The organism is Pseudomonas sp. FG98 (genome assembly GCF_057808595.1).
In genome coordinates, this window is sequence record NZ_JBMDIJ010000060.1 from 1 (window position 1) to 25,357 (window position 25,357).

Sequence of the window (25,357 nt, forward strand, 5' to 3'; positions counted from 1 at the left end):
CGGCCGGGCGGCGATCCGATTGCCGGCGATGCGCCGCGCGGGCGGCGCTCGATCTCAAGGGCGCTGCAATAGTCACGACAAGCACCTGGCAGCCGCACCCCTATTCCAACGCCCATTCCGCCAGCGTCCCAGTGACCTGCTTCATCAGCACATTCTCGATATCCCGCGCCCCGGCGCCGCTGCATTTGGCCAATACCGCCTTGACGATGCCGCGGTCGAAGTCGAACTGCTTGCCGGTGGCGGCCTTGTAGCGGTCGCGGAGTTTTTCCAGTTTATGCAGGACGATGCCTTCCAGGGTCGCTTCATCCAGCGGGTGATAGGGCACCACGGTCATGCGCGCGAGGAACGCCGGGCGGAACGCTTGCAGCAACACCTTGTGCAGGCGTTCGTTGAAGACCTCGCCATCCAGCTCGGCCTTGGGCGTTTCCAGGATCAGCTCGGCACCGACGTTGCTGGTGGCGAGCATCACGGTGTTCTTGAAGTCGACGGTCAGGCCGCTGCCGTCCTCCATCACGCCCTTGTCGAAGACGTTGTAGAACGCCTCCAGTACATCCGGGTGGGCCTTTTCGATCTCGTCCAGCAGCACCACCGAATAGGGCTTGCGCCGCACCGCTTCGGTGAGCACGCCACCGCTGCCGTAGCCGACGTAGCCGGGCGGGGCGCCCTTGAGCTGGCTGACGGTGTGCGCCTCCTGGTATTCGGAAAGGTTGATGCTGATCAGGTTGCGCTCGCCGCCATACAGGGCGTCGGCCAGGGCGTAGGCGGTCTCGGTCTTGCCCACGCCGGTGGGGCCGGGGAGGAGGAACACGCCGACCGGCTTCTGCGGGTCGGTGAGGCCGGCGCGGTAGGCCTGCAGGCGCTGGGCGATGGTGTCGAGGGCGGTTTTCTGGCCCATTACCCGCTGGCCCATGCGCTGGCCGAGGGTGCGCACGGCGTGGGCTTCGTCGGCGAGCATCTTGCCCACCGGGATGCCGGTCCAGCCGGAGATCACCGCCGCGACGATCTTCGAGTCGACCTGCTCGGGCACCAGCGGATCGTCCTGGCGGATGGCGTCCAGACCGGCTTCAAGACGCAGCAGTTCGGCGGCCAGGTAGTCGATGCGGCTATCGGTGTCGGGGTCGCGCTTGGCGGCATCGGCGTCGGCCTTTTCGCTCAGGGCCAGCAGTTCCTGGCGGGCTTCCAGCAGCTCGCGCACGGCCTCCCGTTCTTCGCTCCAGCGGCTTTCCAGCTCGCGGGTGGCGGCCTGGTTGTCGGTCGATTCCGCCTCCAGGGTGGTGATGCGTTCGCGGTGATCCTGGCCGGTGGCCTGTTCGCGGCGCAGGCGCTCCAGCTCTTCGTTGAGGCTGTGCTGGCGGTGGCGCAGGCTTTCCAGTGGCGGCGGTACGTCGTGCTGGCCGAGGGCGACCCGGGCGCAGGCGGTATCGAGAATGCTGATGGCCTTGTCCGGCAACTGGCGCCCTGAGATATAGCGGTGCGATAGCTTGACCGCGTCCTGGATCGCGCTGTCGAGAACCAGCACGCCATGGTGCTGCTCCAGCTTGGCGGCGATGCCGCGCAGCATCTGCACGCAGGTGGCCTCGCTCGGCTCCTCGACCTGGACCAGCTGGAAGCGCCGGGCCAGGGCCGGGTCCTTCTCGAAGTATTTCTTGTATTCCTGCCAGGTGGTGGCGGCCAGGGTGCGCAGTTCGCCACGGGCCAGGGCCGGCTTGAGCAGGTTGGCCGCGTCGCTGCCGCCCTCGGCGCCGCCGGCACCGATCAGGGTGTGGGCTTCGTCGATGAACATGATGGTCGGCTTGGGCGAGTTGCGTACCGCGTCGATCACCCCCTTGAGGCGCTGCTCGAACTCGCCCTTGACCCCGGCGCCGGCCTGCAGCAGGCCGAGGTCGAGCACCCGCAGGCAGACATCCTGCAGCGCCGGCGGTACGTCACCGGCAGCGATGCGCAGGGCCAGACCCTCGACTAGCGCGGTCTTGCCGACCCCGGGAGCACCGACCAGGATCGGGTTGTTCTGCCGCCGGCGCAGGAGGATGTCGATGCATTGGCGGATCTCGCCTTCGCGGCCGATGATCGGGTCGATGCGCCCGGCCCGGGCATCGGCGGTGAGGTCCTGGGTGTACTGCTCCAGCAGCGGGTCCTCGGCATCCTGCGCCGTGCCCTTGGCGCGCTTGGCCGGGGCGTTGGTTGCAGGCTGTTCGCGGGAATTGCGGGTCAGCTCCTGGAACTGGCTGCGCAGGCTGTCCAGGGGGATCGCCAGCAGTGCGGCGGCGCTGTTGAGCAGTTGCCCGCGCAGGTCCTCGCGCTCCAGCAGGGTCAGCAGCAGTTGCCCGGAGCGGATGCGCGGTTCGCCGCCACGGATGCTGGCCTGGAGTACGGTTTCCTTGAGCAGGTTGATGGTCTGTGCCGACAGTGATGGGGTGCGCGTATTGCCGGCCTTGAACAGTTCCAGGGCGCGGTTGATTTGCTCGGCCAGGGTGTCGCGCTCGACTTTGAAATGCGGCAGCAGGCAGGCCAGGTCACCGCCCGGGATCTCCAGCAGTTCCAGGAGAAAGTGCTCGACCTCGACGAAGTGATGCCCGCGTTGCAGGCAGCGCTGGGCGGCACGCTCCAGGGCGTCGCGGGTGTCGGTGTTCAAGCATGCGATCAGGCTGCCGAGTTCCATGTTCAGTCCCTAGCCGATTGGCGCAGTCGGGTTTCGATTCGCTGGAGGTGATCCGCGGTGTCGTGGCGGTGCACGCCGTTGTTCCAGTTTAGGCGGGTGTTGTGCGAGCGCCCCAGGTGCAGCGGGCCTGCGCCCTTGATTTCGAGGACCAGCTTGCAGTCCAGGTCGGGGCCGAAATACAGCGCGGCGAGGTCGGCGAGCTGCTGGTGCACCTCGCCCTCGGGTAGCAACGACTCGGCCTGGGTGGCGTTGAGCGGGCCGAAGGTCAGGGTGATGCCGGCATGCTCATCCCAGATGTGCTTGCCGGCGATCGCCGTGCGCCCGAGGCTGAGGTTACGTCGCCCGCGACCGAGCACGCTGCGGCTGCCCGGCGGGATTTCGCACCAGGCACCGGTATAGGGAGTGATGCTCAGGGGCAGGCTGAAATGGTGACGGACGATCGAGGCAAAGCCGGCCAGGGAGCGCCGGCCGCCCGCCAGCAGCGCGGTACGTGCCAGCAAGGCAGCGTCCGGCAGGCCCTGGCGTTCGCGCAGGCCCTGCGGGAGCAGGCCGCTGAGCGCGCGCAACTGCTGCTGCACGGGGGTTGCCTCGGGTTTGGCGAAGCCGAGGGCGATACGGTGCTTGCGCAGGGCGCGATAAAGCAGGCTGAGCAGGCGATGCTGGAACAGGTCGAGGAATTCCGCCGGGGCATGGTCGCGGGCTACGGCGCGTTGCTGCAGCCATTCCTGGAATGCGTAGGGCAGGGGGCCGTCCGGGCCGCCGAGGCCGAAGATCGGCGTGCTGAGGATCGGTCGCGGGTCGCCGGCCTCATGGCTGAGCTTTTCCACCTGGGCCATGGGGAATACCGGGGTCAGCGGGCCGCGCAGGCGCACCGCTTCGTTCTGCGGCACGCTGCCGCAACCGAGCGAGGTGGCCTTGCGGTTCTCGTGCTCGAGGATCAGCAAGGCCTGCAGCAGCTCGAAACCCTCGGGCCGGGCCCGCAGGGTCTCGCTCAGAGGCTCAGGGGCATGCCGGCCTGCGGGCTCCATGTCTTGATCTCCTTGGTGGCGTCGTCAGCGTCGACCAGCACGGTGCTGATATAGCGGTTGGCAGTGGCATACAGCGAGAAGAACTGCGCCAGCACCGCGGAAAACAGCACGGTGCTATGTCCGGCGAAGTAGGTCGGGTCGAGCTGGATGCGGACTTCCAGGCCCTTGCGCCAGCCGCGCCAGGCGTCGCTGCCGACATGAGCGACCCGGCGCTCGCTGCTCAGGCTTTTCAGGCCTTCGATCTGCCGGCTGGCGCTGGCTTCGTTGCGCAGGTTGTGCAGGGTGAGCATCTCGCGCAGGGCGTCGAGGGCCTGGGGGCCTTCCACCAGCGACAGATGATTGAGGGTCAGCTGCGACACCAGGCGCCAGCGCGACTGGCCGTCCAGGTGCGGTACGCCCTGGCTGCTGGGTGGATTGACCAGGCGCGCGCTGGCCGGGGCGCCGGGGCGCTCGAAGGACAACTGGGTTCCGGCCGGCAGGCTCTGCGCCAGGTGACGGTTGGTGCACAGCAGGTCGGCGCTGAGGCTGAAATTCCAGGCCGGGCCCAATGGGTCGAAGCCCGGATCGACCAGGCTGACCAGCAGGTCGCTGCCGATGCGGTTCGGGGTCAGGCCGTGGATCCGTCGGGCATGCCAGTAGCGGGTCGCCGCGCTGCCATGCTGGCTGCCGTAGTAGGGCGCCAGCGGGCGTACCACGCCGTCGGCGGAGAGGCTGCGCATGCTGCGGATACTGTGGATCTCCACGCTGTTCTCGCGGTGGCTGTCGGCGACCAGGCGGTATTCGCTGCTGCGCCCGTCCGGGCGCAGGGGTTCCGAGGTGCGCCGGAACAGGTTGATCGCCGGCGCGCAGCCGAGGGCGAAATCGCTGGCCTGGAGGAATAGGTGCGGCGGCAGCGGCCGGTCGAACACCAGGTACAGCTCAAGGCTGTTGCCGTCGATCCGGCTCGGATCCAGTGGCACATCGAAGAAGTGGAATTTCTCCGGGAAGGCGAAGTACTCGGCCAGCAGCCGCAGGCCGGGATGCACGCCGTCTTCTTCGGGCAGCAGGGCCTGGTCGTCGGCGAAACCGACCACCTGTGGCAGGCCGTCGAGGCGTTGCAGCTTGTCGCGGCTGGCACCGTTGTAGACCGCTAGGGTATGGGCGCCGAACAGGTCGTACAGGGTCGCGTTGATCATCGGCGAGGCGTCGAGATGCAGGCGCAACTGGCGCAGCTGCAAGGCGTTCCAGGGCGCCTTGCCCTGGCAGTCGATGCGCAGGCGCAGGGCCGAGGCCGCCTCGTACAGGCCGGTCAGTTCACGGGCTTCGTCGCCGCCGAGCAGCACGGCCTCGCTGATCTGCAAGGGCCACAGGGTGACCTCGGCGCTGGTACGGAAATGCAGGCTGTCGCCACGGGTGGTGGTGACGAACAGCGGGGTGTCGCGGGGCAGGCTGTAGCCGCTGTCCAGGGCGCCCTTGGTCAGGTCCGGCTCGAAACGCACGATGGCGCACGAGGGCAGGGGGCGCAGGGCCAGGGGGTAGAGCTGCTCCAGCAGGGCGTCGCTGAATTCGGCGTAGTCGTCGTCGAGGCGGCGTTGCAGGCGTGCCGACAGCAGGGCGAAGCCTTCCAGCAGGCGCTCGATATGCGGGTCCTGGCTTTCTCCCGGGGACAGCTCCAGACGCCGCGCCACCTTGGGGTAGCGATTGGCGAAGGCGCTGCCGGCGTTGCGCAGCCAGGTCAGTTCACGTTGGTAGTAATTGAGCAGGTGGGGGTCAATTGAGTCGCTCATGGCTGACCTCCAGGCCTGTGTCGCTCTTGTCGAGGACAAAAGCCACCGGCCATTGCGCGCTGCCCTGGCGCAGCAGGCCGCTGACCAGGATATTCAGGCGCCGCGGTTGCCCGGCCACCAGGCGCACGTCCACCTCGCCCAGCTTCAGGCGTGGTTCGAAGTGGCTGATGGCGGCACGGATTTCCCGGGCGATGCGCCGGCGATCGTCGCTGTTGCTGGCCTGCAGGCCGCTCCAGTCGCCGATGCCGTAGTCCAGCACGGTAGGCGGGGTGCTCAGCGTCGGCCCGGCGCGGCGGCTGTTGAGCAGCCGCGTCAGTTCCCGGCGCACCGAGTCGGCCAGGGCCTGGCGGTCGAGCGCCGGGGCCTCGCCGGCATCCCCGGCCAGGCGTTCGAACAACAGGGGGCGCATACCGCTGGACATCTAGCGCGGACCTCAGCTGCCGGCCTTGTTCAGGGTCATGTCCCAGCTGGTGCCCGCCACGCCTTCCTTGGTGCCGTCGTCTTTCTGGGTGGTCAGTTCCCACTTGATCTTGGTGAAGTTCAGGGAAATGGTTTCCACCGGCTTGCCGCCGGTACCGCCGCTGACGCTGACGTTGGAGAGGATCACGTTGTCCAGGGTGTAGACGATGAACGGCATGATCTGGCCGTTGCTCTCGGCGGCGTTGCGGCCGATGGTGATCTTGGCCTGGGTGATCGGCTTGCCGGACACGCAGTACAGGTTGAGGTTGGGGGTGGAGGTGTCAATGAACTTGGTCAGGGTGAATTCGCTGACGAAGGGTTTGCCCGACGTCCGCTCGGTGTTGCTGACGTCGTTGGTCACCTGCATGGCGACGTTATGGCTGTAGGACATGATCTCGATCTTGTCCTTGTAGCCCTCGATCAGCGAGTCACCTTTGATGTCGTCGCCGAGGTCCAGAATGATCGCATCCATCGCGTGAAGCTCCTGCAGTCAGAAAATTCGAATAGGAAGGGGAAGACTCCCGCAGGCGTGCCCGCGGGAGCCTGGGTCAGGCTGCGACCGGTGGTGGCAGGGTGGCGACCAGGCGGATCGACGCGGTCAGCTCTTCGAGCTGGAAGTGCGGACGCAGGAACACCGTGGCGCGGTAGGCGCCTGGCTTGCCGGCCACTTCGCTGACATCGACGCGGGCTTCGCGCAGCGGGTACTGGGCCTTGATGTCCTGCGGGGCGTTATCGTTGACCAGCACGTAGTCGGCGATCCAGTTGTTCAGGTAGGTCTGCACGTTGTCGCGGGTCATGAAGCTGCCCACCTTGTCGCGCATGATCACCTTCAGGTAATGAGCGAAGCGCGAGGCGGCCAGCACGTACGGCAGCATCGAGGAGATCCGCGCGTTGGCGTTGGCCTCGTTGGTGTTGTAGGCGCGTGGCTTGTTGGTGGTCTGGCCGCCGAAGAAGACGGCGGTGCCGCTGTTCTTCTTGTGGCACAGGGCAATGAAGCCGAGGTCGTTCAGTTCCTTCTCGCGGCGGTCGGTGATCGCCACTTCGGTCGGGCACTTCAGGGTCAGGTCGCCGGACGCGGTCTTGAAGGTGTGCTGCGGCAGGTTGGTGACCGCACCGCCGCTCTCGGCGCCACGGATCGCCGCGCCCCAGCCGAACCGGGCATAGGCGTCGGTCAGGCGGCGGGCCAGGGCCCAGGATGCGTTACCCCACAGGTACTGGCTGCCGTCCGGGTTGCTGACGTTCTCGGTGAAGTTCATGCCTTCCACCGGCAGGGTGTCCGGGCCGTAGGGCAGGCGCAGGAGGAAGCGCGGCAGCACCAGGGACACGTAGCGCGAGTCTTCGGTCTGGCGGAACTCGTTCCAGGCATTCAGTTCCAGGCTTTCGAAGATCTTGGCCAGGTCCTTCGGCACGCCGAGGTCGGTGAACTGCTTCATGTCGAACAGCAGCGGGCTGGCCGCGGCGATGAACGGCGCATGGGCGTTGGCCGCGACTTCGGAGAGCTTGCGCAGCAGGGCAATGTCCTGCGGGTGGCGGCCGAAGTAGTAGTCGCCGACCAGCACGCTGAACGGATGGCCACCGAAGGTGCCGTATTCGTCTTCGTAGATTTTCTTGAACAGTGCGGTCTGGTCGAAGTCGACGGCGCGGTTCAGGTCTTTCTTCAGCTCGGCTTGCGACACGTTGAGCAGGCGCAGCTTGAGGCGGGTGCTGGTCTCGGTGTTGCTGACCAGCATGTGCAGGCCGCGCCAGGAGGCTTCGAGCTTCTGGAAGCCTTCGTCGTGAAGGATTTCGTTGAGCTGGTTGCCGATCAGCTTGTCGATCTGCTCGATGCGGTCGTTGATCAGGGCGCGGGTGTCAGGGTCCTGGCCCTGGCTGACGGTCAGGGACTTGTCGAGAACCTGGCTGGCGAATTCGGCGATCAGGTCCTGGGCGTAGACCTTCTGACTTTCGTCATGAATGATCTGGCCTTCCTTGATGATCTTTTCCAGCAGACTCAGGGTCTGGGTGCTGCCTTCGCTTTGATTCTCGGTGCTGGACGCGGGCATGGTGGAGTCTCCGGGTGCAAAGGGAATGATCGGGCGGGCGAATCAGGCGTCGGACCGGTTACTCGGTCTTCGGCTCGGTGGATTCACCGGCGTCCGCTTCGTCTTTCTTGACGTCTGGCGTCGCGTCGGCGGGCGCGGCGCTGGCACCGGAGCGGGCTGCCTTGATCTCTTCGAGGTCCTTGTCGGCGCTGGCCAGCACTTCCTTGAGCAGTTCGTCGAGCTTGTCGTTGCCGTCCAGTTTGGTCAGCAGGTCGCGCAGGCGCTCGCGGGCACCGAACAGGACCTTGAGGGAGTCGACCTTGTTGACCACGTTGACCGGGTCGAAGTCTTCGATGGAGTTGAATTCCAGCTTGGCGCTGAGCGGAGAGTTGCCACCGCTGAGGGTGTTCTTGACGTTGACGGTGACGCTGGGCTTGATCGATCCCAGGACCTGGTTGAAGTTGTCGCTGTCGATCTCGATGAAACGACGCTCGCCGAGTTTTTCCGGGTTGGCGGTGGAACCGGAGAGATCGGCGAGGATGCCCATGACCAGCGGCAGTTCCTTTTTCTCGATGGCGTTACCGGTTTCTACGTCATAAGTGATCTGCACACGAGGCGGGCGAACCCGGTCCAGCTTGTGCTGAATACTCTCTTCCATAGTGGCTGACTCCGATGCAGAAGGCGGGAGCAATGCAACGGTTTCCCACTGATCGCATTCCCTTGCTTAGACCGCGGAGCGGACACACTCGCGTTGGAGGATCCTGTTTTCCGCAATCACCTCAATTCGTCATGGTGGCGAATTGGCATGGATGCTATAACAGGCATGCCGAAATGCAAATAAAACTTTTCTTGGATCATTATGCGTCTTAAAAAGTTCATGTTTTTCAAGATGATGGTGGTACTTTTAGGCGCCCTCTACATGGGCGGATGCTCGTATTTTGGATCCAAAGTTAGTGTCGACGGAGTTACTCTCGATGTTGCTTTGCGTGCAAATGATGACTCGCCTATTGCGGTCGATTTTATTGCGGTCAACGATATTGATTTGCTCACAAAGTTGTCAGGACTGACAGCAAAACAATGGTTTGCAACCCGCGATCAATATCAGCGCGATTTTCGTCAATATCTTTATGTTTGGGGTATGGAATTGGTGCCGGGACAGTTGATTGAATCGTCAACTTTCCCGCTGGATGGAAAACCGTCGGTGGGACTTTTGGCCTTTGCCAACTACCAGAGTCCGGGCGCCCATCGCCTGCGCCTGGAAGACCAGCGCAGCATTCGCTTGAAATTCGATGCGCGCGAGATGACCCTGCTCGACCAGAACATACGCTGAGCGCGGCCGCGTTCGGCCATATGCCAAATACAGGATGTCAAGGGAACCTATGAGCGTGCGACCTGATGTGGTCTGCTGGTACGAAGGCATGCAACTGCTGCCCCAGCATTTTCAGTTGCAAGGGTTGCGGGCCGAAGCCATGGCGGCGCACCTGGCCCAGGCCGCCAACCCCTGGTACTGGGGCGTGACGCAACTGGCCTGGGAAAAGCCCGCGCTGGTCGCCGGCAAGCTGCGCATCCTCGCCCTGGAGGCCACACTGCCCGACGGCATGCCGATCAGTATCGGCGCCGGGGAGGGCGGCCTCGCCGAGTTCGACCTGGCCGAGGCGGTGGCAGCCGCAGCCGATTCGAGCGTGACCATCTACCTCGCCGTCAACCCGATCTGGCAGGGCCAGCGCCTGCGTGCGCTGGATGGCCGCTGGCGCTCGGCGCAGAGCGAGCCGGTACCGAATCTGGACAACGCCCTCGACGATGAACGCGTCACGGTGTGGAAACCCCATCCGCGCCTGGTCACCGATGCCAACAAGGCCGACACCGTGTGCCTGCCGCTGCTGCGGGTGAGTCGCGCCGATGGTGGCTACCAGGTGCAGGATGACTTTATCGCGCCAACCCCGCGCATCCTCCCCGAGTCGCCCCTGGGCCAACGGGTCTTCCAGTTGTGCGCGACCATCCGCGAGAAGTGCGTGTTCCTCGGCAAGCGCCTGCAGGCGGTGCAACTGGAGGGTGACTCCGGCAGTGCCCAGGAGCTGCGTCGACAATCGGTGGCACTGTGGGCGCGCCTGCCGGAAATCGAAGGCGCCCTGAACAGCCGTATCGCTACGCCCCAGGGCCTGTTCGGCTTGCTGCTGGGCATGGCCGGGAGCTGGGCGGCGCTCGATCCGACCAAGGCCGTACCGGCCTTCGCGCCGTTGGACTTCCTCGACCTGTACCGCGGCTACAACGAGGTGCTGCGCTGGATGGAGCAGGTGCTGGGCAAGTTGCGCCTGGGCTATCGCAGCGTGCCGTTCGAGCAGAAGGGCAATGTCTACGAGGTCCAGTTGCCGTCCCCCGAGGCCGACCAGACCCTGGTCATCGGCCTGCGCATGCCGGCCGGCTCGCCCGAGGAAGATGCCCGGCTATGGCTGGGGCGGACCATCATCGCCTCCGCCACCGAGGTTCCGGAACTGGCGCGCCAGCGCCGCCCGGGCCTGGCGCAGAACCCCATGAGCCGCAAGGAACAGGTGGCCTACGGTGTTGGCGACGACACCCGGCTGTTCGTCATCGAGGCCACCGGCGATTGCTTCAAGCCGCAACTGCCGTTGCAGATCGTGTCGACCGGGTCGGGAGAGACCTTCCGGCCCTGGCAGATCGTCCTGCTGATCGACGACCACCACGAAGAACAAGACGCCTGACACGGTAGGGAAGCCTATGCCAGAAGGGATTGCCGTTTCGCGTTTTCGCGGCGTGCAGGATGCGCCCCTGACCAGTGCCTTTCGCGAGGCCTGGCAGGAGTGGTCGCAGGCCTGGGACGACCTGGACAAACGCGGCGAGGACCGCCAGAAGTTGATCGACCAGGTGGTCGAGCTGTCCACCGGTGCGACCCGTCGCCTGTGGCGCACGGCCTTTGCCAGCGTCGGCGATTCCGCGCCGTTGCAGGTCAAGTCGATGGTCTATGCCTTCGTCGCCCTGGTCGACGAAACCCTGCTGTTCGCCGATTGGCCCGGCCAGCCGGACTGGCAGGAGTGCCCGCTGGAGCTGCGCCTGTACAGCAGCCGCCAGGCCGGCGATCGCCTGCCGGTGGAAATCAAGCGCCTGCTCGACGAGCAGGCACCCACCAGCCAGGACCTCGGCAATGTCTACCTGCTGTGCATGATCCTCGGTTTCCACGGTCGCCTGCGCGGCCCCGGCGGGGAAGCGCTGCATGCCAAATGGCGGCATGCGCTGTTCAACTTCACCCGCCAGCGCGACCCTGACTACGCCAATGTCAGCGCCCTGCTGGCCGAACCGGCCGATAGTCGACCGCAGCAGCAACCGGCCCGCGAGTCCATGGGCGATGGCCTGCGCCTGGGACTGCTGATCCTTGGCGTGACCCTGCTGCTGATCGGGGTCGGCCATCTGTTCTGGCGCGATATCGGCCAGGAACTCTCGCCGGTGCTGCACCTGGCTACGCCCCATCAGGTCCAGGAGCCGATTTCATGAGCCTGTCCGTTCTGGCCTGGGTGGTCGGCATCCTCGTTGTTCTGCTGCTGGTGGTGCTGTTGGTGCTATGGCTGCGCAATCGCAATGGCGCGATGGTGCGCAGCTTCTACCTGGCGGTGCGCCAGATGGAGCACGAGCAGGGCGTCAGCGACCGTTACCAGGCGCCCTGGCTGCTGATGCTCGGCGACGAAGTCGAAGGCAAGCGCCTGTGCGCCGACTGGAACCTCAATCCGGTGGACAAGCCGGCCTGGTTCGGCCGCTGGTGGGCCGATCCGAGCGGCGCCGTGCTGGTGGTGCCGCAGGCGTTGTTCATGCCGGGCGAGGGGATGAAGCAGGCGAGCGGCTGGTGGAACCTGATCGGCCTGCTCCTGCGCCTGCGTTCTCGGCGCCCGCTGGACGGGGTGATCTGGACCGTCGCTGCGGCCGACCTGCTCGATGCCGACCGTGCCGCAACCCTCGGCCTCGATGCGCGCCGGCGCTTCATCGATCTGCTGCAACGCCTGGGCATCAGCCTGCCGGTCTACGTGCTGATTACCGGGATGGACGAAGTGCCGGGCTTCCAGGAGCTGGCCCGGGCCTTGCCACAAGAGGCGCGCAAGCAGGTGCTCGGCTGGTCGTCGCCGCACACTGCGGATGCCGCCTGGCAGTCGCGCTGGACCGATGACGCGGTGGATGGCATCACCTACGCGCTGTCCGAGGCCATCGTGCAGATGGGCACCCTGTCCGGCCAGCTGAGTGGCGATCTGGATACCTTGCCGCAGCGCTTCGAGGCGATGCGGCGCAACCTGCAGATGCTGCTGTGGCCGGTGTTCCAGGGCAATACCCATGGCGAGGCGCCGGCCCTGCGCGGCCTGTATTTCACCGGTGCCCAGGCCCAGGCGGCGGATAGCGGCGCATTCAGCGCGCTGGACCAGCCACTGGTGCAGAACGTCTTCGCCCATGGCCTGTGGCAGCAACGGATCAATGCCGAGCGGGGCCTGGCCCGGCCGATTCCACGCCTGCTGCAACTGCGCCAGCGCTGGCAGCGGGTGGTTGCGGTGAGTGCGGCGGTGGCCGGGGTGATCTGGGCCATCGCCATGGTCTGGGTCTGGCGTGATTCGCTGCGCGATGCCGGCGAGCTGTCGCGGCTGTTGCAGAACTCGCAGAACGACTACGTGGTGATCCAGGACGACAGCCATCGCCAGGAGCAGACCCGGCACAACGTGCAGAGCTTCTGGAACGTGCTGGAGCGTGCGCCGCGCTGGCACTTCACCTCGCTGGCCTATCCGACCTCGTGGTTCTCGTCGCTGGACGACGACATGGACCGGGTACTGCAACACACGGCGATGAGTCATATGCAGCAGCCGATCCATGACCTGTTGCAGTCCGAGCTGCGCGATGTGCTGGCCATCGCCGAGGTCACTCGCCGCGCCGCTGCGCCCCAGGGCGGGGACCCGGCGCAGTGGCCGAGCTACGTCAAGGCCCGCGAGCTGGTGCAGAAGGTCCTGCGCCTGGAACAGGCGGCCGCCCTCTATGCCCAGGCCCAGGCCAACCAGAAGACGCCGCTGGACCAGTTGATCCCGTTGAGCAACCAGGCCCTGGACATGAACCTGAATGCCGGCACCTTGCCCAACGAGCGCTATTACAACCGCCTGCTGGTCAACCAGGGCATCAGCCCGCTCAAGCCGCTGGACCTGTCGCTGTACCGCAACACCATCCAGGGCAACTTCAACCAGTTGATGGAAAACTGGCTGGGCCACTACTTCCGTACCGACGGTTATGTGGTGTCCGCCGGCTATCTGAAGCTCTACCTCGACCGCCTGGAGAACGGCGCCGGCCAGACCCTGCGCGAGCTGGAGCACATGGATGCGCTGATCGAGGACCTGCAATCGGCTATCGACCTGACCAACTCCACCTGGAGCCGCGGCAAGGGCCAGGACCTGGTCGCCGGCTATGGCGACCTGCTGGAGAAGATCCGCCAGAGCAAGCTGCTCGGCCCTGCGGTTGCCGACGAGACCGAACGCCAGGCCGAACAGATGCAATACGCGTTCAAGGAGCAATGGGTCGCCCAGGGCACTTCGAGTCGCAACCTGCTGGTGCAGAGCGCCACCGGGCAACTGGCCCTGCAGGACCGCATCGTCCATCTGCAAAGCGCGATCAACCTGCTGCTCAAGCGCGACTTCGTCGCCCGTGCCCTGCGCGAGGATGCGGTGGGCGAGGCGTCGCCGCTGGGGCGGGTGGATGGCGAAGGGCTGCGCCTGGCGCAGAGCTATTTCGACAGCTACAAGCAGTACTCCCATGAGTCGCTATCGGGCATTCCGCCGGTGTACCGCAATGCGCTGCTGAAGACTGCGGAAAACGCTGCGGGCGATGCCATGTGGGCCAGCCTCGGGCGTCAGGCCGGGGACGCCGAACTGCCTGGCGCCTTGACCTTCCAGGTGCGTACCGACCAGGCGCTGTCCGTGCACCGGGCGTTCGTCCAGTTGCAACGTCCCGACCTGGCCAGCGGCCTGCAAAGTGCCTTGAACCAGAGCGCCCTGGCCGATGTGTCGACGGCCATCGACGAGGTGTTCCAGCAGCCGGTATTCCGTGACCGCGCCGATATCAACCAGTGGGACGGCAGCAAGGAGTTCGGCCTGCGCCTGTTCCGTGCGGCCGACACCCAGGACCTCAAGGGCAGCCTGGAGCAGCAGTTCGCCGTGATCACCGCGATCACCGAGCAGTCGGCACCGGCCCGGGACTGGCTGATGACCCAGTTGCCGAGCCTCAACCTCACCGAGTCGGAGCTGGTCAGCCGCTTCAACTCCCTCGGCGAGGAAATGGTCAAGTACAAGGCGGGCAACCCGTCCAGCTCGCCGGCGCTGATCACCCAGTTGATCGTGCGCGACTTCAACGACATGGACCAGGCCAGTTGCCTGAAGATCCTCGGCTCGGCCAGCGCGCCGCATGCTTCCGGCCAGTTGACCCAGCGCTGGACCAGCCTGCAGCAGGGCGCCATGCAGCGTTGCCAGTACCTGCAACGACAAACCGTGGCCAGTGCCTGGAACGAACTGGCCGGCTACTTCAACCAGTACCTGGCCGGGCGTTTCCCGTTTGCCGCCGATCGCCATGCGCCGGATGCCGATCCGGCCCGGGTCCAGTACTTCCTCACCTTGATCGACAACCGCCTGCCCCAGGCCCGCGATGGCCTGGGCATCCTCACGGCCCGGGATCGTGCGGCGGCCGGCGACTTCCTTGACCGGATCGCCCTGGCCCGTCCGTGGCTGGGGGCGATGCTGATGCGCGACAAGGCCGGCCTGTCCGGGATCGACATGGAGGTCACCTGGCGTACCGACCGCGACAGCGAGCGCGGTGCCGACCAGGTGATCGCCTGGACCCTGGGTGCCGGCAACCGCGAGATCGTCTATCCGGGCGATGACCAGGTACTGCACTGGACCCTCGGCCAGACCCTCAACCTGCGCCTGCGCTGGGCTCGCGACGGTACCCAGCGGCCGGTCAACGATCCGGTGCAGCAGCAACTTCATGTCAGCGGCCTTGAAGCGGAATGGCAATACCAGGGGCCGTGGGCACTGCTGCGCATGATGGCCGCGCACAGCTCGCTGTTGCGCCAGCCGAATGTCGACTACACCGAGTTCCCGCTCAGTCTGGAAGTGCCGGTGCACGCCCAGCCCGAGGAAGACAACCAGACCCAGATGTTCCTGCGCCTGTCGCTGATGAGCCAGGGCGGCAAGGCACCGCTGTCCATCCATCCGCTGCCGGTGCAGGCACCGCTTTCACAGCTCGGCTACGCCCCGCGTTCAGTGGCCGCTTCAGGAGATTACCCATGACTACCCCCGGCTTTTCCCAGCGGGTCAGCCAACTGCTCGAACCCATTTCCGCGGACTTGCCCTGTGGCAAGGACATGCACTACGACGCCGTGTATGACCGGCTCAAGGAACTGCGCCGCGAAGACGACACCAGCCTGCCTACGGGGGTCTGGTCCACCAGCGAGGTCAAGCGTGCCGACTGGGAAAAGGTCCAGGTCATCGCCAGCGACGTGATGAAGACCCGCAGCAAGGACCTGATGATCGCCGCCTGGCTCGGCGAGGCCTGGCTGCACCGCGAAGGCCTGCAGGGCATTGCCGAGGCCCTGGCGCTGATCGGCGGGCTGTGCGAGCGCTATCCCGACGATCTCCATCCGCAGGTGGAGGACGACGCAGGGCGGCGTGCCGGGCCGCTGATCTGGATGGCGCGGCGCTACGATGAAATCCTCCTGACCCGGTTGCAGCTGTTTCCCCAGGCGCCGGCGGATATCGGTGCCTTCAGCCTGTATGCCTGGCACCAGATGAAGCAGCGCCAGGTGCAGATCAACGACAGCAAGCCGGCCAAGATCGCGGCCGAAGCGGCGCAGACGTTGCAGAAGAAGGTCAGCGAGGAGGTCCGGCGCACGCCGGTGACCTGGTGGCTGCAAGGGGTCAAGGCCGTGGCAACCAGCAAGGCACAACTGCTCCTGCTGGATGGCTGGTGCGACCGCAACCTGGGCGACGAGGCGCCGTCCTTCAGCGGCCTGCGCAAGCAACTGGACAACCTGGAAAACCTGCTGCGCGAATTCATCGCGCTGCACCCGCCGCAATTATTGCCGCCCGAACCTGAAGAGGCGCAGCCCGAACCGGAGAAAGCCCGCGCGATGGACCTGTCCGCTGCAATCGAACCCCGCGCCCCGTTCGCCGAACCGCGTACCCGTGACGAAGCCTACCGGCAACTGCTGGTGATCGCCGACTACCTGGCCCGTACCGAACCGCACAGTCCGGTGCCGTACCTGATCCGCCGTGGCGTGGAGTGGGGCAACAAGCCGCTGCGTGACCTGCTGGCGGAGCTGATCAACTCGGATGCCGAAGCGCGGCGCTTGTGGACTTTGTTGGGGGTGTTGTAGTTCTGCGGTGCCAACCAGGGCCTAATCGCTGGCAAGCCAGCTCCCACAGGTATCGCGTGCACCGCTGACCCTGTGGGAGCCGGCTTGCCGGCGATGAGGCCCGACCAGACAACATCTCACCCTCTGCAAGGAACCCTCCATGAGCGCCACCACCCCCGACGGCCTGCCGGTCTATCGCCTGATCACCGGCAAGGACGATGCCGCCTTCTGCAAGCGCATTTCCGAACTGCTCGCCCAGGGCTATGCCCTGCATGGCTCACCCAGCCTCACCTACGACCCGCAGCAGCAAAGCGTGATCGCCGGCCAGGCGGTGATCTGGGCGGGGCGCAAGGTCAGCGACTGAAGATCCGCTGCAGCCCCAGCGCCACCAGCGCGCCGCCGGCGAAGCCATTGATCCAGCGCTCGATGCGCAGGTACAGGCTGCGCAGCCGTGCGGTACCGAAGACCATGCCCAGGCCGAGATGCCAGCCGAACGAAAGCACGCCGATCAGCACCACGGTGACCGCGTAGAACCATAGCGGCGGACTGGCCGGGAAGATCGCGGCGAAGGCGCTGGTCCAGAAGGCCGCGCCCTTGGGGTTGGTCACGCAGGTCAGCAGGCCGGTGCGAAAAGCCGCCAGGCGTGAGCCGTCGAGTTGCGGCTGGTCGATGGCCCCCGTGCGTGGCGCCGGATGCCAGGCCGACCAGAGCAGACGGGCGCCATACCAGACCAGGTAAGTCGCGCCCAGCACGCGCACCGCCGTCGACAGCCAGGGATGCTGCGCCAGCAAGGTCGCTACCCCGGCGATCGACACCATGACCCAGAACACCGATCCGGTGCCGATGCCCAGGGCGACGTAGCGGGCATCGCGTTGGCGCCGGCTCAGCGCCATCTGGCTGAGAATGAAGAAATTCGGCCCCGGGCTGGCGAGGACCGCCAGGTAGATGCCGGTGATCAGCAGGAGCGAGTAGGCGTAGGTCATGGTCATGGCCGGGCAGGGGAAATGAGCCCATGGTGCCCAAATCCGGCCCGGCCTGGAACAGGCAATCGCCCTAGAAATCGCCGCGCAAGGTCAGCATGTAGTTGCGTGGTTCGCCATACAGGTTGACCCGGTCGGTGCCGTCGGCGGACACATAGTACTTGCGGTCCGCCAGGTTCTCGCCGACCAGGCTGAGGGTCCAGTGCTCGTCGACCTTGTAGGCCACCCGCGCATCCCAGATGGCCCGTCCGGCAGCGCCGTATCCGTAGCCGTCCCAGGTTTCGTTGCGGTAGCCGGACTGCGCTTGCACCCCGGCGCCGACGGTCACCCGGTTCCACGCCCCCGGCAGGTTGTAGCTGGTGGTGATCTTGGCCAGGTGCCTTGGCGTCTCGCTGGACAGCCGTTCGCTGCCGCTGCTGGCGGTCATGTTCCAGGTGTAGCCGGCCAGCATCTGCAACCCTGGCAGGACTTCACCGCTGGCCTCGATGTCGACGCCCTTGCTGCGCTGCACCACGCCACTCAGCCAGCAGGAGCCGTTGGCGTTCTGCGGGCAGACGTGGTTCTCGTCGGCGTCGAAGTAGGCGGCGTCCTTCTGCTTGATATAGAACAGCGCCAGGGACAGGTTCAGCGCCTTGTCGAACAACTCGCCCTTTATCCCGGTTTCGTAGTTGGTGCCGATCGCCGGTTTCAGTGGCGAACCGGCGAAGCTGATGTAGTTGCTCTGTGGCATGAAGATGTCGGCGTAGCTGGCGTACCACGACCAATCCTGGCTGAAGTCGTAGATCAGCCCGGCGAACGGGGTGACCTGGCCGGTTTCCTTCGACTGGTAGTCCGGCGCCTCCTTGAGGTTGTAGGTGAAGTCGTAGTCGTACCAGCTCACCCGCCCGCCAAGCACCAGGGTCAGCGGCTCGGCCAGCTTCAAGCGGGCATTGGCGTACAGGCCGTAGCGCTGGTCGACCAGGTCGTTGGCCGACGTCCAGGCGGGGCGTGCCGGTTTGGCGATCGAGTGATGGTCGGGGTCGAAAACGTCGACCGGGACCGGGTCATCGAAATAGATATCCGCCGCCTTGTCATCGATCCGCTGTTTCGACCAGTTGGCCCCCAGGGTGAGCTGGTGGGTCAGGCCGAAGGCGTCGAAGCTGCCGTCGATATGGCTGTCGATGCCGTTGCTGTCGATACCGACCTTGCGGAACTCGATGCCGCGGAAGGTCGAGCCGGTCTGGGTCACCGGGTCAATGGCGCCGCGGGCATAGGCCAGTGCCTGGTAGACCCGGCCCTTGGAATGGCTGACCGAGGTAGTGCTGCTCCAGTTGTCGTCGAAGCGATGCTCCAGTTCGAGGAACACCTCGTTCATCTCGGTTTCATGGCTGTTCCAGTCCTGGACCAGGGCGGTGGAGCGCGACAGCCCGAGGGACTGGCCGTTGCTGTAGCGCGGCAGGCCGAAGATCGAATAGCCGTTGATATCGCCGGTCTGGTGGCGAAGGCTGGCGGTGACCGTGGTGTCGTCGTTCAGGTCGGCCTCGACGATGCCGTACAGCAACGGTGTGCGTGACTCCAGTTCGTCGAGGTAGGAGTGCTTGTCTTCATAGGCGGCGACGAAGCGCCCGCGCACGCTGCCGCTGTCGTTGAGGCGGCCGCTGCCGTCGAGGTCGAGGCGGTAGTTGTCCCAGGAGCCGGCGCGGGCGGTGACGCTGAAGCGCGGCTCGGCGGTCGGCCGCTTGCGCACCAGATTGACTGCGCCACCCGGATTGCCAGCCCCCACCAGCAGGCCGCTGGCGCCGCGCAGGACCTCGACCCGGTCGTACACCGCCATGTCCGGTGGCAGCCAGCCGGTAACGGTATAGGCCTGGCCCGGCACGCCATCCATCAGGTAGCTTTCCTCGCCCAGCACGAAGCCGCGTGACTGGAACACGTGGGCGCCGTAGTTGCGTTGGCTGAAGGTGATCCCCGGGGTCTTGCTCATGACCTTGTCGAGGCTGTTGAGGTTCTTGTCGTCCATCACCTGACGGGTCATCACCGTCACCGATTGCGGGGTTTCCCGCAGGCTCTGGGTGGACTTGCCGATGGTCACCCCGGCGGTGGTGTACGAATGGGTGCCATCGGTGCTGCTGCCCAGGCCCGTCGCGTTGATGGTGGTGGCGCCGAGATTGAGGCTGCCGTCGCTGGTACGTGGCAGCAACTGGTAGTCACTGTTGCCGCTGCGGATCACCTGCAACTCGCTGCCTGCCAGCAAGCGGGCAAAGCCCTGCTCGACGCTGTAGCTGCCCTGCAGGCCGGGGCTGTTTTTGCCCTGGGTCAGGCGCGCATCGAACGACAGCACCACCCCGGCATCGCTGGCGAAACGGCTGAGTACCGCGCCCAGTGGTCCGGCGGCGATGCTGTAGCTGCGTTTCTGTTCCTCGGCCCGGGCCTGGCCGGCCTCGCTCAATGGCTGGATCAGCCCGACCTGCAGGCCCAGTGCGGCACCGAGCAGGGCGATGGCCAGGGGTTTACGGGGAAAGGCGTGGCGTTGCATGAACAGCTCCTTCAAGTGCAATGGCGGCAATTTGAAGGAGGGGTCGAACGAGAACGGCAAATCGACAAAGGAAAATGAAAATTTTTTTCATTCGCGGCTCAGGCCTTTGCACGAACCCTGATCCAGTAGCGGGTGCGCTGGTCGATGCGTACCGGCAAGACCTTGGCGATGGCGGCCAGGGCGCGGTCGGTGTCGTCCAGCGGATAGGCCCCGGACAGGCGCAGATGAGCGACCTCGTCGGCACACTGGATCAGCCCAGGGCGGTAGCGCTGCAACTCGGCCAGGGCATGGTCGAGGCGCCAGTTGTCGATGACCAGGCGGCCGTTGGCCCATTCGCTGGCATTCGGATCGAGTGGCTGGGGCGCCGGCAGCGGGCCGAGGTCGAAGCGCAGTCCTTGGCCAGCATCCACCCGCAGTTCCTCGGCATCTGGCCGGTTGCGCACGGCTACCGCGTGTTCCAGCACCTGCAACTCGGTGTAGGCGTCTTCCTGGCGCACGCTGAAGCGGGTGCCGAGGGCGCGCATCTGGCCGTGGCGGCTGCGCACACTGAGCGGGCGCGGGTCCTTGGCGGTGGTCACGAGGATTTCCCCGGCACGGAGGACGATCAGGCGCTGTTCGGCGCTGAAGCGGATGTCCACGGCGGAGGCGGTATTCAGGGTCAGTTGCGTGCCGTCGGCGAGGACCAGGTGACGACGTTCGCCGGTAGCGGTACGGATATCGGCCAGCCATAGCGGTGCCTGGCGGTAGCCGGTCCAGGCCAGGCCGGAGACGCCGAGACCCAGCACCAGGCCCTTGAGCAGCACGCGCCGGCCGGGTTGTGCGAGGTCGCTGGCCAGGGTATTGCGGGTCAGCGTCGGCGGCAGGCCGCGCAGCTCGCTTTGCAGGGTTTCCAGGCGTTGCCAGGCCCAGCGGTGCAGGTTGTCCTGCTCCAGCCAGGCTTGCCATTGGGCCTGGGTCGTCGGGCAATCCGGCGCGGCGCCGAGGCGCGCGTACCAATTGGCGGCATCGCGCAGGGCGAGGCGTTGGCTGGCGGAACTCATGTGTCTGCATCCAGGGCGAACAGCAGGCATCGCTCGGTGGCGCGGGCGATGTACTTGGTCACCGAACTGACCGAAACGTCCAGGCGCCTGGCGATCTCGGCGTAGGGCAGGCCGTCGAGCTGGGCGAAGAAGAAGGCCTGGCGCACCTTGTGGTCGAGGCCGTCGAGCATGGCATCGATCTGCAGCAGGGTTTCCAGCATCAGCAGCCGCTCTTCCGGTGACGCCGCCAGCAGCTCCGGCTCCTGGGCCAGGGCTTGCAGATAGGCCTGCTCCAGGCTGCGCCGGCGCAGGTGATCGACCATCACCCGCTTGGCCACGGTAGCGAGGAAATGCCGCGGCTCGCGCAGGGGATGGGCGACGGTGCTGGTGATCAGGCGCAGGAAGGTGTCCTGGGTCAGGTCGGCGGCGCGCTCGCCATCGCCCAGGCGCCGGCGCAGCCAGCCGCGCAACCAGCCGCTGTGGTCGCGGTACAGGCCGTGCAGGTCGTCGTGCGTGGAAGAGGGCGGCGGGTTTGACACCGGTAGCTCCTGATAACGGAGTGCAATTAGGAATGGCTCGCAATCATAGAGGGATTGTTTGGGAAAGCAAATTCTGGATTCAGCGCGGTCCCTGTGGGAGCTGGCATTGCCAGCGATGGGGCCCGAAAGAACAACCCGATCAGAAATATCGATATCGAGGCTGATGGCCTCATCGCCGGCAAGCCGGCTCCCACAGGGTTTTGTGTTGTTGTTCTGGCTATGGGGTCACTACCACCCATAACGCCGGGCAAACCAGCCCTTCATGGCCTGCACCACGCCGACATAGCCCACCAGGATCGCCAGCAGGAACGGGAAGTACGTCCACGGCAGTGCCTGCAGCTTGAAATACCCGGCCAGCGGCGACATCGGCAGGAGCAGGCCGATGGCGACGATCGCCGCAGTCATCGCCAGCAACGGCCAGGCCGCGCGGCTATGCACGAAGGGCAGCTTGCGGGTGCGGATCAGGTGCACCACCAGGGTCTGCGAGAGCAGGCCCTCGACGAACCAGCCGGACTGGAACAGGGTCTGGTGCTCGGGGGTGTTGGCGGCGAACACGAACCACATCAGCGCGTAGGTGAGGATGTCGAAGATCGAACTCAGCGGGCCGAAGAACAGCATGAAGCGCCCGATGTCCTCGGCCTGCCAGCGCTGCGGGCTGCGCAGTTGCTCGGCATCGACGTTATCGAACGGGATGGCCGTCTGCGACACGTCATACAGCAGGTTCTGCACCAGCAGGTGCAGCGGCAGCATCGGCAGGAATGGCAGGAAGGCGCTGGCCACCAGCACGCTGAACACGTTGCCGAAGTTGGAACTGGCGGTCATCTTGATGTACTTGAGCATGTTGGCGAAGGTCTTGCGCCCTTCGACCACACCTTCCTCCAGCACCATCAGGCTCTTTTCCAGCAGGATGATGTCCGCTGCTTCCTTGGCGATATCCACCGCCGAATCCACCGAGATGCCGACGTCCGCCGCGCGCAGGGCCGGGGCGTCGTTGATGCCGTCGCCCATGAAGCCGACCACATGCCCGCGCTGGCGCAGCAGGCGCACGATGCGCTCCTTGTGCGCCGGGGTGAGACGGGCGAACAGGTTGCAGGTGGCGGCGCGTTCGCTGAGCTGGCGATCGCTCAGGGCGTCGATATCGCTGCCCAGCAACTGGCCTTTCAGCGGCAGGCCGACTTCCTGGCAGACGCGCCGGGTCACCCGCTCGTTGTCGCCGGTCAGCACCTTGACCTCGACCCCTTGTTCGGCAAGCACGCGCAGGGCAGCCGCGGTGCTGTCCCGGGGCGGGTCGAGGAAGGCGATGTAGCCGGTCAGCAGCAGGTCGCTTTCGTCCGCCACGCGATACTGCTCGCGCCCGGCCGGCAACTGCCGGACCGCCACCGCGACCACCCGCAGGCCATCGTCGTTGAGGCTGGCGGTGTGCTGGCGGATGCGGGTCATCAGGGCGTCGTCCAGGGCCACTTCGTCAGTGCCGATGCGCACCCGGCTACATACGGCGAGCACTTCCTCCAGCGCGCCCTTGCACACCAGCCGGTGGCCATCGCCATGCTCGCCCACTACCACCGACATGCGCCGGCGCTGGAAGTCGAAGGGGATTTCGTCGACCTTGGCGAAGCGCTCGCTGAGGCGCGCCATGCGCCCGGCATCGGCGTGTTCCAGCACGGCGACATCCAGCAGGTTTTTCAGCCCGGTCTGGTAGTGGCTGTTCAGCCAGGCGTCGTCGAGCACCGCGTCGCAGGGCGTGCCGAACACGTCGGTGTGGCGTTCGAGAACGATGCGGTCCTGGGTCAGGGTGCCGGTCTTGTCGGTGCACAGCACGTCCATGGCGCCGAAGTTCTGGATGGCGTCGAGGCGCTTGACGATGACTTTCTTGCGCGACAGCACCACCGCGCCCTTGGCCAGGGTCGAGGTGACGATCATCGGCAGCATTTCCGGGGTCAGGCCGACGGCGATGGACAGGGCGAACAGCGAGGCTTCCAGCCAGTCGCCCTTGGTGAAGCCGTTGATCAGCAGCACCAGCGGCGCCATCACCAGCATGAAGCGGATCAGTAGCCAGCTGACCTTGTTCACCCCTTGCTGGAACGCGGTGGGTTCGCGGTCGTGGCTGAGCACCCGCTCGGCGAGGTTGCCGAAGTAGGTGTGCTGGCCGGTGCCGACCACCAGCGCCCGGGCGCTGCCGCTGACCACGTTGGTGCCCATGAAGCACAGGTTGTCGCGCTCCAGCGGGCTGCCGGCGGCGCCGCGATGAGCCCGGGCGAATTTCTCCAGCGGCAGGGATTCGCCAGTGATCGCTGCCTGGCTGACGAACAGGTCCTTGGCCTCCAGCACCCGCAGGTCGGCGGGGATCATGTCGCCGGCCGACAGCAGCACCAGGTCGCCGGGCACCAGGTCACGGAAAGGGATTTCCACCGCGCCGCGCCGGTCGGCGCCGGGGCGGTCGGGACGCAGCACGCTGGCGGTGTTCGCCACCAGGCTTTTCAGGCGCTCGGCGGCACGGTTGGAGCGCGACTCCTGGACGAAGCGCAGCAGGGTGGAAATCAGCACCATGCTGCCGATGACGCTGGCGGCCTTGAGGTCTTCGGTCAGCCACGACACCAGGGCCAGGAGGCTGAGCAGCAGGTTGAACGGGTTGCGGTAGCACCACCACAGATGGCGCAGGGGCGAGACGGGTTTTTCCTGGTCCACCACATTGGCTCCGACCTCGGCACGGATTGCCTCGACGCGAGCGTCGGCGAGACCCTCGGCATGGCTGGCGAAGTGCTGGAGGAGGGCGTCGTTATCCAGCTCGGCGACCTTGGCGAGCTGGCGCCGGCCGAAGGATTTGAAGAGCATGCTGCACTCCTGGGCGGTCGCCGCACGGGCCACCACCAAAAAGGGTCTGCGCAGCGCAGGCAATGCGCTGCCGCCGGTTTCAGGCCGGGCGACAGCGCGAGGGGAAGTCGCTAGCTGCCGTCCGGCCCGGTTCTGGGTGTCACGGGACTGGGGTCGGGGTTCATGGCCGGGCTCCGGATGCTCCTGTCGGGTGGGTGGATGACTGTCTCAATCGGCAGCCGCTTCGAAGACTTGCCAGCGTACCGAGCTGACGCCTTTCTCCAGGCTGATACGGCTGACCAGGCGTTCCAGCTGGTTGCTGGCGTCGTGATTGCCGAGCAGTTCGGCGCGAACTTCCAGCTTGACCGGGTTGGCCTGGTCTTCGCTGTGCAGTGATTGCAGGCGCAGTGCGGCGCCGTCGAAGCTGTGCAGCATCAGGCTGCGCACCTGGATTTCATCCTCGGCGCGGCAGACGATCTTCACCGCGTAGCGCTGTTCGGATTCGCTGGCCGGGACCACGTCCTGATGGTTCAGGCGCTGGGCGATATCGCGCAGGAGGATATTGGCGCAGAGCACCACCAGGCTGCCGAGGGCGGCCTCCAGCAGCAGGCCCATGCTGCACAGCACGCCGATGGCAGCGGTGCACCAGAGGGTGGCGGCGGTGTTCAGCCCGCGCACGTTGAGGCCGTCGCGCATGATCACGCCACCGCCGAGAAAGCCGATGCCGGATACCACGTAGGCGGCGATGCGCGAGGCATCGCTGGCCAGGCCGGGAACGCTCTGGGTCATCAGCACGAACAGGCAGGCGCCGGTGCTGACCAGGGCGTTGGTGCGCAGGCCGGTGAGGCGTTGGCGCAGTTGCCGCTCGGCGCCGATCAAGGCACCGAGGACCAGGGCTGCGGCGGCGCGCAGCAGAAAGATTTTCCAATCCATGATTCACCTCCATTTCGTTCCGGCCAGGGGCCGGCGTTGGCGCCGGGCGCAGGCCGGCACGCATTCGGGTTATGGATGGCGAAAGGTCGTGGCGCTACCGGGCCGCGCGAACGCAGCCGGGCAAGGCGTGAGGGGAGAATGGGGATGCGTCATCCCGGGCGGGATGCGGATCGCCACTGTCCGCTGTGATCAGCGAGACAGTGGCAGGAAGAGTGCTGCCGGACGTGCTCGCTGTTCAGACCTGTCGCAA

19 protein-coding genes are annotated in these 25,357 nt (G+C 66.0%); 6 read left to right on the forward strand and 13 right to left on the reverse strand.

Annotated elements, in window-relative coordinates:
- Nucleotides 1-100 precede the first annotated feature (100 nt).
- The 7 genes from tssH to tssB all read right to left on the reverse strand — a co-directional run bounded on the left by tssH (nt 101) and on the right by tssB (nt 8,591).
- Nucleotides 101-2,659 carry a type VI secretion system ATPase TssH gene (gene tssH, locus ACODSK_RS24645; protein WP_489019701.1) on the reverse strand — a complete coding sequence of 853 codons (2,559 nt, stop codon included), beginning with the start codon at nt 2,657-2,659 and terminating at the stop codon, nt 101-103.
- A 2-nt stretch (nt 2,660-2,661) separates the two neighbouring features.
- A complete protein-coding gene (gene tssG / locus ACODSK_RS24650) occupies nt 2,662-3,687 on the reverse strand; it encodes a type VI secretion system baseplate subunit TssG (protein ID WP_489019702.1) in 1,026 nt (341 codons plus the stop codon).
- Nucleotides 3,651-5,453: a type VI secretion system baseplate subunit TssF gene (gene tssF, locus ACODSK_RS24655; RefSeq protein WP_489019703.1), complete on the reverse strand. Its 1,803-nt coding sequence runs from the start codon at nt 5,451-5,453 to the stop codon at nt 3,651-3,653. Before tssF ends, tssG begins: the two co-directional genes overlap by 37 nt.
- On the reverse strand, nt 5,437-5,874 hold the full coding sequence (tssE, locus tag ACODSK_RS24660; protein ID WP_489019704.1) for a type VI secretion system baseplate subunit TssE: 438 nt from the start codon (nt 5,872-5,874) through the stop codon (nt 5,437-5,439). Before tssE ends, tssF begins: the two co-directional genes overlap by 17 nt.
- 12 nt (nt 5,875-5,886) lie before the next feature.
- On the reverse strand, nt 5,887-6,384 hold the full coding sequence (locus ACODSK_RS24665) for an Hcp family type VI secretion system effector (protein WP_489019705.1): 498 nt from the start codon (nt 6,382-6,384) through the stop codon (nt 5,887-5,889).
- Nucleotides 6,385-6,460: 76 nt separating this feature from the next.
- On the reverse strand, nt 6,461-7,954 hold the full coding sequence (gene tssC / locus ACODSK_RS24670; protein ID WP_489019706.1) for a type VI secretion system contractile sheath large subunit: 1,494 nt from the start codon (nt 7,952-7,954) through the stop codon (nt 6,461-6,463).
- A 58-nt stretch (nt 7,955-8,012) separates the two neighbouring features.
- Nucleotides 8,013-8,591 carry a type VI secretion system contractile sheath small subunit gene (gene tssB / locus ACODSK_RS24675; RefSeq protein ID WP_489019707.1) on the reverse strand — a complete coding sequence of 193 codons (579 nt, stop codon included), beginning with the start codon at nt 8,589-8,591 and terminating at the stop codon, nt 8,013-8,015.
- Nucleotides 8,592-8,792: 201 nt separating this feature from the next.
- On the opposite strand from tssB, the gene ACODSK_RS24680 reads away from it, so the two are divergent.
- From ACODSK_RS24680 to ACODSK_RS24705, 6 genes are all read left to right on the forward strand, one after another.
- Complete coding sequence (locus ACODSK_RS24680; protein WP_489019708.1) at nt 8,793-9,263, forward strand: type VI secretion protein; 471 nt, start codon at nt 8,793-8,795, stop codon at nt 9,261-9,263.
- A 49-nt stretch (nt 9,264-9,312) separates the two neighbouring features.
- Nucleotides 9,313-10,653, forward strand: a complete 1,341-nt coding sequence (tssK, locus tag ACODSK_RS24685) for a type VI secretion system baseplate subunit TssK (RefSeq protein WP_489019709.1) — start codon at nt 9,313-9,315, stop codon at nt 10,651-10,653.
- Between the two features lie 16 nt (nt 10,654-10,669).
- The gene (locus ACODSK_RS24690; RefSeq protein ID WP_489019710.1) at nt 10,670-11,440 is read left to right on the forward strand and encodes a DotU family type IV/VI secretion system protein; all 771 of its coding nucleotides are present in this window, start codon (nt 10,670-10,672) and stop codon (nt 11,438-11,440) included.
- On the forward strand, nt 11,437-15,246 hold the full coding sequence (locus ACODSK_RS24695) for a type VI secretion system protein (protein WP_489019711.1): 3,810 nt from the start codon (nt 11,437-11,439) through the stop codon (nt 15,244-15,246). Before ACODSK_RS24690 ends, ACODSK_RS24695 begins: the two co-directional genes overlap by 4 nt.
- Nucleotides 15,243-16,331, forward strand: a complete 1,089-nt coding sequence (gene tssA, locus ACODSK_RS24700) for a type VI secretion system protein TssA (RefSeq protein ID WP_489019712.1) — start codon at nt 15,243-15,245, stop codon at nt 16,329-16,331. The genes ACODSK_RS24695 and tssA overlap by 4 nt, the downstream gene beginning before the upstream one ends.
- A gap of 139 nt (nt 16,332-16,470) precedes the next feature.
- Nucleotides 16,471-16,674, forward strand: a complete 204-nt coding sequence (locus tag ACODSK_RS24705; protein WP_489019713.1) for a DUF1737 domain-containing protein — start codon at nt 16,471-16,473, stop codon at nt 16,672-16,674.
- On the opposite strand, the gene ACODSK_RS24710 is transcribed toward ACODSK_RS24705, so the two are convergent.
- The 6 genes from ACODSK_RS24710 to ACODSK_RS24735 all read right to left on the reverse strand — a co-directional run bounded on the left by ACODSK_RS24710 (nt 16,664) and on the right by ACODSK_RS24735 (nt 25,107).
- A complete protein-coding gene (locus tag ACODSK_RS24710) occupies nt 16,664-17,293 on the reverse strand; it encodes a LysE family translocator (RefSeq protein WP_489019714.1) in 630 nt (209 codons plus the stop codon). The genes ACODSK_RS24705 and ACODSK_RS24710 overlap by 11 nt on opposite strands.
- Nucleotides 17,294-17,363: 70 nt before the next feature.
- Complete coding sequence (locus ACODSK_RS24715; RefSeq protein ID WP_489019715.1) at nt 17,364-19,805, reverse strand: TonB-dependent siderophore receptor; 2,442 nt, start codon at nt 19,803-19,805, stop codon at nt 17,364-17,366.
- A 98-nt stretch (nt 19,806-19,903) separates the two neighbouring features.
- Nucleotides 19,904-20,845 (reverse strand): FecR domain-containing protein, encoded by a 942-nt coding sequence (locus ACODSK_RS24720; RefSeq protein WP_489019716.1) that lies wholly within the window; start codon nt 20,843-20,845, stop codon nt 19,904-19,906.
- Nucleotides 20,842-21,363 (reverse strand): sigma-70 family RNA polymerase sigma factor, encoded by a 522-nt coding sequence (locus tag ACODSK_RS24725; RefSeq protein WP_489019717.1) that lies wholly within the window; start codon nt 21,361-21,363, stop codon nt 20,842-20,844. Before ACODSK_RS24725 ends, ACODSK_RS24720 begins: the two co-directional genes overlap by 4 nt.
- Before the next feature lie 228 nt (nt 21,364-21,591).
- A complete protein-coding gene (gene mgtA / locus ACODSK_RS24730) occupies nt 21,592-24,195 on the reverse strand; it encodes a magnesium-translocating P-type ATPase (protein WP_489019718.1) in 2,604 nt (867 codons plus the stop codon).
- A gap of 207 nt (nt 24,196-24,402) precedes the next feature.
- Nucleotides 24,403-25,107, reverse strand: coding sequence for an MgtC/SapB family protein (locus ACODSK_RS24735; protein WP_489019719.1), 705 nt, complete (start codon nt 25,105-25,107; stop codon nt 24,403-24,405).
- Nucleotides 25,108-25,357 lie beyond the last annotated feature (250 nt).

What these genes read in the sequence shown, in the direction of transcription:
- ACODSK_RS24695 (WP_489019711.1), top strand. Translation starts at nt 11,437, where the DNA reads ATGAGCCTGTCCGTTCTGGCCTGGGTGGTCGGCATCCTCGTTGTTCTG.
- tssH (WP_489019701.1), bottom strand. Translation starts at nt 2,659, where the DNA reads ATGGAACTCGGCAGCCTGATCGCATGCTTGAACACCGACACCCGCGAC.
- ACODSK_RS24710 (WP_489019714.1), bottom strand. Translation starts at nt 17,293, where the DNA reads ATGACCTACGCCTACTCGCTCCTGCTGATCACCGGCATCTACCTGGCG.
- ACODSK_RS24720 (WP_489019716.1), bottom strand. Translation starts at nt 20,845, where the DNA reads ATGAGTTCCGCCAGCCAACGCCTCGCCCTGCGCGATGCCGCCAATTGG.
- ACODSK_RS24690 (WP_489019710.1), top strand. Translation starts at nt 10,670, where the DNA reads ATGCCAGAAGGGATTGCCGTTTCGCGTTTTCGCGGCGTGCAGGATGCG.
- ACODSK_RS24705 (WP_489019713.1), top strand. Translation starts at nt 16,471, where the DNA reads ATGAGCGCCACCACCCCCGACGGCCTGCCGGTCTATCGCCTGATCACC.
- ACODSK_RS24715 (WP_489019715.1), bottom strand. Translation starts at nt 19,805, where the DNA reads ATGCAACGCCACGCCTTTCCCCGTAAACCCCTGGCCATCGCCCTGCTC.
- tssG (WP_489019702.1), bottom strand. Translation starts at nt 3,687, where the DNA reads ATGGAGCCCGCAGGCCGGCATGCCCCTGAGCCTCTGAGCGAGACCCTG.
- tssA (WP_489019712.1), top strand. Translation starts at nt 15,243, where the DNA reads ATGACTACCCCCGGCTTTTCCCAGCGGGTCAGCCAACTGCTCGAACCC.
- ACODSK_RS24680 (WP_489019708.1), top strand. Translation starts at nt 8,793, where the DNA reads ATGCGTCTTAAAAAGTTCATGTTTTTCAAGATGATGGTGGTACTTTTA.
- tssC (WP_489019706.1), bottom strand. Translation starts at nt 7,954, where the DNA reads ATGCCCGCGTCCAGCACCGAGAATCAAAGCGAAGGCAGCACCCAGACC.
- tssE (WP_489019704.1), bottom strand. Translation starts at nt 5,874, where the DNA reads ATGTCCAGCGGTATGCGCCCCCTGTTGTTCGAACGCCTGGCCGGGGAT.
- ACODSK_RS24735 (WP_489019719.1), bottom strand. Translation starts at nt 25,107, where the DNA reads ATGGATTGGAAAATCTTTCTGCTGCGCGCCGCCGCAGCCCTGGTCCTC.
- tssK (WP_489019709.1), top strand. Translation starts at nt 9,313, where the DNA reads ATGAGCGTGCGACCTGATGTGGTCTGCTGGTACGAAGGCATGCAACTG.
- mgtA (WP_489019718.1), bottom strand. Translation starts at nt 24,195, where the DNA reads ATGCTCTTCAAATCCTTCGGCCGGCGCCAGCTCGCCAAGGTCGCCGAG.
- tssB (WP_489019707.1), bottom strand. Translation starts at nt 8,591, where the DNA reads ATGGAAGAGAGTATTCAGCACAAGCTGGACCGGGTTCGCCCGCCTCGT.
- tssF (WP_489019703.1), bottom strand. Translation starts at nt 5,453, where the DNA reads ATGAGCGACTCAATTGACCCCCACCTGCTCAATTACTACCAACGTGAA.
- ACODSK_RS24665 (WP_489019705.1), bottom strand. Translation starts at nt 6,384, where the DNA reads ATGGATGCGATCATTCTGGACCTCGGCGACGACATCAAAGGTGACTCG.